The following is a 7,737-nucleotide window of genomic DNA, read 5'->3' as shown; positions in this document are numbered from 1 at the left end:
GGCCGGGCGCGGCTACCTGATCCAGCAGGCGGAAGGGACCTTCGACGTCGCCGGTGTGTTCGCCGGGATGTTCGTGCTGTCGGTGTTCGTGATCCTGATCGACCTCGCGGTCAGCCTGGTCGAGCGGCGCCTGTTGGTGTGGCGGCCGCAGCCGAGCGGGGCGCAGCAGGCGGACTAGAGCAGGGCGCGGCTTTGGCTTATTGTCCTTGCCGCTTCGTCTGGGGAGAACCAACGCCATGAAGGCCGGCTTTCGACACTTCGCTGCGGCGGTCGCCGCGATCCTGCTCACCGCCGGCGCCGCTCAGGCGCAGAGCAAGGTGACGATCGCGATCGGCGGCGGCGCCTGCCTGTGCTATCTGCCGACCGTGCTGGCCAAGCAGCTCGGCGAGTACGACAAGGCCGGGCTCAACGTTGAACTGGTCGACCTCAAGGGCGGCTCGGATGCACTCAAAGCCGTGCTCGGCGGTAGCGCCGACGTCGTCTCCGGCTATTTCGACCACACCGTCAACCTCGCCGCGAAGAAGCAGGAGATGCAGAGCTTCGTGGTGTACGACCGCTATCCCGGTCTGGTGCTGGCGGTGTCTCCGGCCCACACCGCGGAGATCAAGTCGATCAAGGATCTCGCCGGCAAGAAGGTCGGCGTCAGCGCCCCGGGCTCGTCGACGGACTTCTTCCTGAAGTATCAGCTGAAGAAGAACGGCATCGACCCGAACAACGTCTCGGTGGTCGGTGTCGGGCTCGGCGCCACCGCGGTAGCGGCGATGCAGCAGGGCCAGATCGACGCCGCGGTGATGCTCGATCCGGCGGTGACGATCCTGCAGGCTGCGCATGCCGACCTCCGAATCCTCAGCGACACCCGTACCGAGCACGACACCCGCGAGGTGTTCGGCGGCGACTATCCGGGCGGCGCGCTATACGCCACGACGGCCTGGATCAAGGCGCATCCGAACGAGGCGCTGGCATTGACCAAGGCAATCCTCGGCACGCTGAGCTGGGTCCACGCGCATTCGGCCGAGGAGATCGCCGATAAGATGCCGGCTAACATCGTCGGCAAGGACAAGGCGCAGTACGTCGCGGCACTGAAGAACACGATCCCGATGTACTCGACCACCGGGCTGATGGACCCGAAGGGGGCGGACGCCGTGCTGGCGGTGTTCAGCGTTGGCTCGCCGGACGTGGCGAAGGCCAATATCGACGTCACCAAGACTTACACCAACGCCTTCGTCGAACAGGCGAAGGCGGCCGGTCCCGCCAAATAACGCTGCAATGAGCTCATCGCCGCCCGTTACCATCCACCGCGTCGGCCAGTTGGACCTCTGGGTCAGCGACTACGCGTGGCGATTCGCAGAGGCGCGCCGCGCCGACATCGATGCGCATTTCGAACGCCGGCAGGCCGAACAGCCGAAGCTGTGGAACGGCCGCGTGCTGATGGCGCGCCGGCCGCAGTTCGACGGCCCGTACTTCAGCGCCGAGTTCTTCGAAACCGACTTCGCCAGCTTCATGTGCTGGCGTGAATGGGAGTTTCCCGACGCCTCGGTGTTCAATGGCTTCGGGATGGGCGTGATCCGCGCCAGCGACGGCGCGATCCTGCTCGGCGAGATGGGCGCGCACACCGCCAATGCCGGCAGGGTGTACTTTCCCGGCGGCACGCCGGATCCTTCCGACGTCCGCAACCGCCGGCTGGAGATGGCCTCCAGCGTGGCCCGCGAGGTCAAGGAAGAGACCGGGCTGACACGGTTCGATTACCACGCTGCCGATCACTGGCACTGCGTCGAGGCCGGCGCCTCCGTGGCGATGCTGCGGATTCTGGATGTGGATCAGCCGGGCGAGGCGCTGAAGGCCCGCGTCGAAAAGCACCTGGACAAAGAGGAACTGCCGGAGTTCAGCCGGATGTATCTGGTGCGCTCGAAGGACGATTTCCTGCCCTCGATGCCGCGCTTCGTCACCGCTTTCCTGACGATGCTGCTGCGCGGCGAGGACTAATTACTTTCCCAACCGTCATGGCCGGGGCCGGCCACGACGGTGTTTGGGGTCGCGTCTCAGCTGTGCGCGTGGACGCCGAGATCGTCGCGCGGGGTGATGCCGAGGCGGTTGAACAGCGCGCGGTCCTTGCTGTCGCCCGGGTTCGGGGTGGTCAGCAGGGTGTCACCGATGAAGATCGAGTTGGCGCCGGCGAGGAAGCACAGCGCCTGCATCTCGTCGCTCATCGCGGTGCGGCCGGCGGCGAGGCGGACATCCGACTTCGGCATCATGATGCGTGCCAGCGCAATGGTTCGGACGAATTCGAACGGATCGACCGGCGTCGCGGTCTGGGCGATCGGGGTGCCCTCGATCGGGATCAGCATGTTGATCGGCACGCTCTCCGGATGCTGCGGCAGGTTGGCGAGCGTGCGCAGCATTTCGACACGGTCGGTCGGCTTCTCGCCGAGGCCGAGAATGCCGCCGCAGCACACCTTGATGCCGGCGTCCTGCACCTTCTCCAGCGTGTCGAGGCGGTCGCCGAAGCTGCGGGTCTTCACCACCGAGGCGTAAAACTCTTCCGAGGTGTCGATGTTATGGTTGTAGTAGTCGAGGCCGGCGTCGGCGAGCTGCTTGGCCTGATCGTCGGTCAGCATGCCGAGCGTCATGCAGGCTTCCATGCCGAGCGCCTTGACGCCCTTCACCATCTCGATCACCGGCGCCATGTCGCGCTCCTTCGGCGAACGCCAGGCTGCGCCCATGCAATAGCGCGTCGCACCGGCGTCGCGGGCCGCCTTGGCGGCCTCGATCACCTTGGCCGGCTCCATCAGCTTGGAGGCGGGCAGGGCGGTGTCGTGATGGGCGGATTGGCTACAATAACCGCAATCCTCGGCGCAGCCGCCGGTCTTGACGTTGAGTAGCTGATTGCACTGGACCTGGTTCGGATCGAAGGTCTGCCGGTGAATGGTCTGCGCCCGGAACATCAAGTCGGCGAACGGCGCATGATAGATCGCCGCGGCTTCCTCGCGGGTCCAGTCGTGGCGGATGGTGGGGCTGGCGGCGGCAAGCGTGGAATGGGCGATCGAGTTCAACGTCGGTGCTCCGGTCGGGGTCGTTCGGCTGGTGCACAGCCATAAGCGGTTTCGGCGGGTGAAGAAACCCACGGCGACGCATCGCCCGCCCGACCATGGTTTAGGTCAGGGTTTCTGACGCTTTATCAGGGCTTTTGCCCACGATTTGGCGTTGCGAAACAGTGGCGAGGTCGTTTACAAGACTATCCGTTCGGTCCGTCGGACTCTTGCGTCAACCTAACGCTCTTTTAGCGGTTGTCGCCGACGATAGGACCCTGAAGGTGTCGGGAATGACGATTGGCAGCGGCAGCATTGGAACGGAAGGAACGGCGATCACCGCCGCGTCCGAGATTCCGGCTGTGCTGATTCCGACCGCCGCCGCTTTCGAAGCGCTCGAGACCCTCGCGCTTGGCGGGCTGCTGCTTCTTAGCCGCCCCTGAGGGCCGTCTGGGCATTTGCGCCTGGGCACTCAGGGGATCGCAGGACAGCCAGACCCTCACGCGCCGGTGCGGCGCCCCGACCAAAGGACATTCTTCATGACCACGACCACCCAGTCCGAGCAGGACCGCGTTATCATTTTCGACACCACCTTGCGCGACGGCGAGCAGTGCCCCGGCGCTACCATGACGTTCGAGGAGAAGCTGAACGTCGCCCGGATGCTCGACGACATGGGCGTCGACGTGATCGAGGCCGGCTACCCGTTCGCCTCCGATGGTGACTTCGAGGCGGTGCATGAAATCGCCAAGCGCTCGAAGAACTCGGTGATCTGCGGCTTGTCGCGTGCGGCCCACAAGGACATCGACCGCTGCGCCGAGGCGATCAAGCCGGCCGAGCGCGGCCGTATTCACACCTTCCTGTCCACCTCGCCGGTGCACATGAAGTACAAGCTGCAGATGGAGGCCGCGCAGGTCTACGAGATGGTGATCTCGTCGGTGACCCGCGCCCGCAACCACACCGACGACGTCGAATGGTCGGCGGAAGACGCCACCCGCACCGAGTTCGACTTCCTGTGCCGCTGCATCGAGGCGGCGATCAAGGCCGGCGCCACCACCATCAACTTGCCGGACACCGTCGGCTACGCGGTGCCGGAGGAATATCGCGAGCTGTTCCGCAAGGTGCGTGAGACGGTGCCGAATTCCGACAAGGCGCGGTTCTCGGTCCACTGCCATAACGACCTGGGCATGGCGGTCGCCAATTCGATGGCCGGCGTCGCCGGCGGCGCCCGCCAGATCGAATGCACCATCAACGGCATCGGCGAGCGCGCCGGTAACGCCGCGTTGGAAGAGGTGGTGATGGCGATGCGCGTGCGGCAGGACAAGTTGCCGTACTGGAACCGGATCGAGTCGACGATGCTGACTCACGCCTCCAAGACCGTATCGGCAGCGACCTCGTTCCCGGTGCAGTACAACAAGGCGATCGTCGGCCGGAACGCGTTCGCGCACGAGAGCGGCATCCACCAAGACGGCATGATCAAGAACGCCCAGACCTACGAGATCATGACGCCTGAAACGGTGGGCGTGAAGGGCACCTCGCTGGTGATGGGCAAGCACTCCGGCCGCGCCGGCTTGATCCACAAGCTGGAAGAGTTGGGCTACAAGCTGTCCCGCAACCAGATCGAGGACGTGTTCGTTCGGTTCAAGGCGTTGGCCGACCGCAAGAAGGACGTCTACGACGAGGACATCGAGGCCTTGGTTGACGAGCAGCTGCTGCACGGTCAGGACCAGATCAAGCTGATGTCGCTGACGGTGATCGCCGGCACCCATGGTCCGCAGCGAGCCACCATGAAGCTGGACGTCGACGGCCAGATCCGGATTGAGGAAGCCGAAGGCAACGGCCCGGTGGACGCGGTGTTCAACTGCATCAAGGCGCTGGTGCCGCACGATGCCAAGTTGGAACTGTATCAGGTGCATGCCGTCACCGAGGGCACCGACGCGCAGGCGGAAGTGTCGGTTCGGCTGAGCCATGAAGGCCGCTCCATGACCGCGCGTGCAGCCGATCCCGACACCTTGGTGGCCTCAGCGAAGTCTTACCTGGGCGCGCTCAACAAGATCGTCGCCAAACGTCAGCGCAGCGTGCGCGAAGACGCGCCGACGGTGGCGGTCGCTGGCTGATGCGTGAATAAGTCGCACAACCGCGGCTGACAGCTACAACTTCTGGAACGGTTCGAAAGGGCGATGCCGCTGTGCATCGCCCTTTTTCCGCGTTGCAGCAGTTGTTGACGGCGACCCTGCGAAGGGGCAATAGCCTTTCGTAGTGCTTCTCTGTATTGGTGCGGCTGGTAATCGAACGGGGCGGGGACGCGGGTGCGTTCCTCATAAGGAATCGGGAGAAAACATGCGTAAATCCATTCTAGCACTCGCATCGATCGCCGTGCTCGGGCTCGTCGGCCCGGCCGCCGCGCAGTCGCCGATCGTCATCAAGTTCAGCCATGTGGTGGCGCCCAACACGCCGAAGGGCATGGCCGCCGATAAGTTCAAAGAGCTCGCCGAGAAGTACACCGACGGCAAGGTCAAGGTCGAAGTCTATCCGAACTCGCAGCTGTTCAAGGACAAGGAAGAGCTCGACGCGCTGAAGCTCGGCGCTGTGCAGATGCTCGCGCCCTCGATCTCCAAGTTCGGCCCGGCCGGCGTCAAGGAATTCGAAGTCTTCGATCTGCCCTACATCCTGCCGGACATCGCCGCGCTGCGGAAGGTGACCAACGGCCCGGTCGGCGCCAAGCTGTTCAAGCTGCTCGACTCCAAGGGCATCACCGGTCTTGCTTACTGGGACAACGGCTTCAAGATTATGAGCGCGAACAAGAAGCTGATCGCGCCGGAAGACTACAAGGGCCTGAAGTTCCGGATTCAGTCGTCGAAGGTGCTCGACGCTCAGTTCCGCGCGCTCGGCGCGATCCCGCAGGTGCTGGCGTTCTCCGAAGTGTATCAGGCGCTGCAGACCGGCGTCGTCGACGGCCAGGAGAACACGCCGTCGAACATGTACACCCAGAAGATGCACGAAGTGCAGAAGTACACCACCGTCACCAACCACGGCTACATCGGCTACGCGGTGATCGTGAACAAGCAGTTCTGGGATGGCATCCCGGCCGACGTCCGTGCGCAGCTCGACAAGGCGATGAAGGAAGCCACCGAGTTCGGCAACAGCCAGTCGCAGAAGGAAAACGAGGAAGCTCTCGAGGAGATGAAGAAGTCGGGTAAGACCGAGATCATCACCCTGACGCCGGAGCAGAACCTCGCGATGCGCAAGGCGATGGCGCCGGTGTACGACGACGTCGGCGGCCGCGTCGGCAAGGCTCTGATCGAAGAGTTCATCAAGGAAAGCGGCGGCGGTCCGACTAAGTAACATTTGCGAACGGGCGCCCGCGTTTCGACGCGGGCGCCCTCTGCTTTTGCCGGACCGCAGGGGCTGCGGGACTGGAATCAAGCGACGGCCGTCTTCTCGTCCTCACTGCAGCGACCGGCCGATCCACAGGGGGAATCTATGGTCCTGCGCATCCTGGACAGGCTCGAGGAAATTCTGATTGCCACGATGATCGGCGGCGCCACGCTGCTGATCTTCATCGCGGTGATGCACCGCTATCTGGTCGGCATCCCAATCCTCTATCCGATCCTGTTTCCGATCGACCTGTCGTGGGCGCAGGAGCTGTGCATCTACATGTTCGTGTGGATGGCGAAGTTCGGTGCCGCCTACGGCGTGCGCACCGGCATCCATGTCGGCGTCGACGTGCTGGTCAACGTGATGCGTCCGAACCTGCGCAAGGCGACCATCCTGTTCGGTCTGTTCTGCGGCGCGTTCTTCACCTTCATCATCGGCTCGATGGGCGCCAAATTCGTCTACGGCCTGATCGATACCAACCAGACCTCGCCGGATCTCGAGATCCCGAGCTGGATCGTTTATCTCTGCATTCCGCTTGGTTCCTATCTGATGTGCTTCCGCTTCCTCCAGGTCGCCTATCACTTCTGGCGCCATGATCATCTGCCGCATCACGACCACGGTCAGGTCGAGGGCATCGACGAACCACATATGCCCGGGTCCGCGGCCGCAGCGGCGGAGGCGGTACGATGAACACCGCAATCATCTTCGGGCTGCTGATCGCCCTGATGCTGACCGGCATGCCGATCTCGATCGCGCTCGGTCTGACCGTGCTGTCGTTCGTCGTGCTGATGACCAACGTGCCGATGGAAGCGGTGTCGTTGAAGCTGTTCACCGGCATCGAGAACTTCGAGATCATGGCGATCCCGTTCTTCATCCTGGCCGGCAACTTCCTGACCCACGGCGGCGTCGCCCGCCGCATGATCAATTTCGCCACCACGATGGTCGGCCACTGGTACGGCGGCCTCGGTCTGGCCGGCGTGATGGCCTGCGCGCTGTTCGCCGCCGTTTCGGGTTCCTCACCCGCGACCGTGATCGCGATCGGCTCGATCATGCTGCCGGCGATGGTGAAGCAGGGCTTCCCGAAGCGGTTCGGCGCCGGCGTCATCACCACCTCGGGCGCCCTCGGCATCCTGATCCCGCCGTCCATCGTGATGGTGGTGTATGCGGTGGCGACCGGCGGTTCGATCGCGCTCGATCCGGACGGCAATCGCGTGTCGTCGGCCTCGGTCGGCCAGCTGTTCATGGCCGGCGTCATTCCCGGCATTATGCTGGCCTCGCTGCTCGGCCTCACCACTTTCTATCGCGCTTGGAAGCACGACTATCCGCGGCTGCCGAA

8 protein-coding genes and 1 pseudogene are annotated in these 7,737 nt (G+C 64.0%); 8 read left to right on the top strand and 1 reads right to left on the bottom strand.

What is annotated here, in order from left to right; translation table 11 throughout:
• The 3 genes and pseudogenes from DYI24_RS16820 to DYI24_RS16810 form a co-directional block, all read left to right on the top strand.
• Positions 1 to 178: pseudogene (locus DYI24_RS16820) on the top strand (ABC transporter permease); the annotation flags it as partial.
• A gap of 58 nt (positions 179 to 236) precedes the next feature.
• Complete coding sequence (locus tag DYI24_RS16815; RefSeq protein ID WP_164573119.1) at positions 237 to 1,259, top strand: ABC transporter substrate-binding protein; 1,023 nt, start codon at positions 237 to 239, stop codon at positions 1,257 to 1,259.
• 7 nt (positions 1,260 to 1,266) lie between these two features.
• A complete protein-coding gene (locus tag DYI24_RS16810; RefSeq protein ID WP_164573118.1) occupies positions 1,267 to 1,983 on the top strand; it encodes an NUDIX hydrolase in 717 nt (238 codons plus the stop codon).
• A 56-nt stretch (positions 1,984 to 2,039) separates the two neighbouring features.
• Here the strand turns inward: DYI24_RS16810 and bioB are convergent, their stop codons facing one another.
• Positions 2,040 to 3,050 carry a biotin synthase BioB gene (bioB, locus tag DYI24_RS16805; RefSeq protein ID WP_107343993.1) on the bottom strand — a complete coding sequence of 337 codons (1,011 nt, stop codon included), beginning with the start codon at positions 3,048 to 3,050 and terminating at the stop codon, positions 2,040 to 2,042.
• 269 nt (positions 3,051 to 3,319) lie between these two features.
• Between bioB and DYI24_RS16800 the strand changes: the two genes are divergently transcribed.
• From DYI24_RS16800 to DYI24_RS16780, 5 genes are all read left to right on the top strand, one after another.
• On the top strand, positions 3,320 to 3,469 hold the full coding sequence (locus DYI24_RS16800) for a hypothetical protein (protein WP_164573117.1): 150 nt from the start codon (positions 3,320 to 3,322) through the stop codon (positions 3,467 to 3,469).
• Between the two features lie 96 nt (positions 3,470 to 3,565).
• Positions 3,566 to 5,140 (top strand): 2-isopropylmalate synthase, encoded by a 1,575-nt coding sequence (locus DYI24_RS16795; RefSeq protein ID WP_164573116.1) that lies wholly within the window; start codon positions 3,566 to 3,568, stop codon positions 5,138 to 5,140.
• A 223-nt stretch (positions 5,141 to 5,363) separates the two neighbouring features.
• Positions 5,364 to 6,368, top strand: a complete 1,005-nt coding sequence (locus DYI24_RS16790) for a TRAP transporter substrate-binding protein (protein ID WP_107343995.1) — start codon at positions 5,364 to 5,366, stop codon at positions 6,366 to 6,368.
• Between the two features lie 138 nt (positions 6,369 to 6,506).
• On the top strand, positions 6,507 to 7,091 hold the full coding sequence (locus DYI24_RS16785; RefSeq protein ID WP_107343996.1) for a TRAP transporter small permease: 585 nt from the start codon (positions 6,507 to 6,509) through the stop codon (positions 7,089 to 7,091).
• Positions 7,088 to 7,737 (top strand): TRAP transporter large permease subunit (locus tag DYI24_RS16780; RefSeq protein WP_164573115.1); only part of this gene is annotated, 650 nt, incomplete at its 3' end. The genes DYI24_RS16785 and DYI24_RS16780, both read left to right, overlap by 4 nt.

It is taken from the genome of Rhodopseudomonas sp. BR0C11 (assembly GCF_010820945.1).
In the GTDB taxonomy this organism is placed as follows: domain Bacteria; phylum Pseudomonadota; class Alphaproteobacteria; order Rhizobiales; family Xanthobacteraceae; genus Rhodopseudomonas; species Rhodopseudomonas palustris_H.
This window is presented reverse-complemented; position numbering and strand designations above follow the sequence as displayed.

What these genes read in the sequence shown, in the direction of transcription:
- DYI24_RS16815 (WP_164573119.1), top strand. Translation starts at nt 237, where the DNA reads ATGAAGGCCGGCTTTCGACACTTCGCTGCGGCGGTCGCCGCGATCCTG.
- DYI24_RS16810 (WP_164573118.1), top strand. Translation starts at nt 1,267, where the DNA reads ATGAGCTCATCGCCGCCCGTTACCATCCACCGCGTCGGCCAGTTGGAC.
- DYI24_RS16800 (WP_164573117.1), top strand. Translation starts at nt 3,320, where the DNA reads ATGACGATTGGCAGCGGCAGCATTGGAACGGAAGGAACGGCGATCACC.
- DYI24_RS16795 (WP_164573116.1), top strand. Translation starts at nt 3,566, where the DNA reads ATGACCACGACCACCCAGTCCGAGCAGGACCGCGTTATCATTTTCGAC.
- DYI24_RS16790 (WP_107343995.1), top strand. Translation starts at nt 5,364, where the DNA reads ATGCGTAAATCCATTCTAGCACTCGCATCGATCGCCGTGCTCGGGCTC.
- DYI24_RS16785 (WP_107343996.1), top strand. Translation starts at nt 6,507, where the DNA reads ATGGTCCTGCGCATCCTGGACAGGCTCGAGGAAATTCTGATTGCCACG.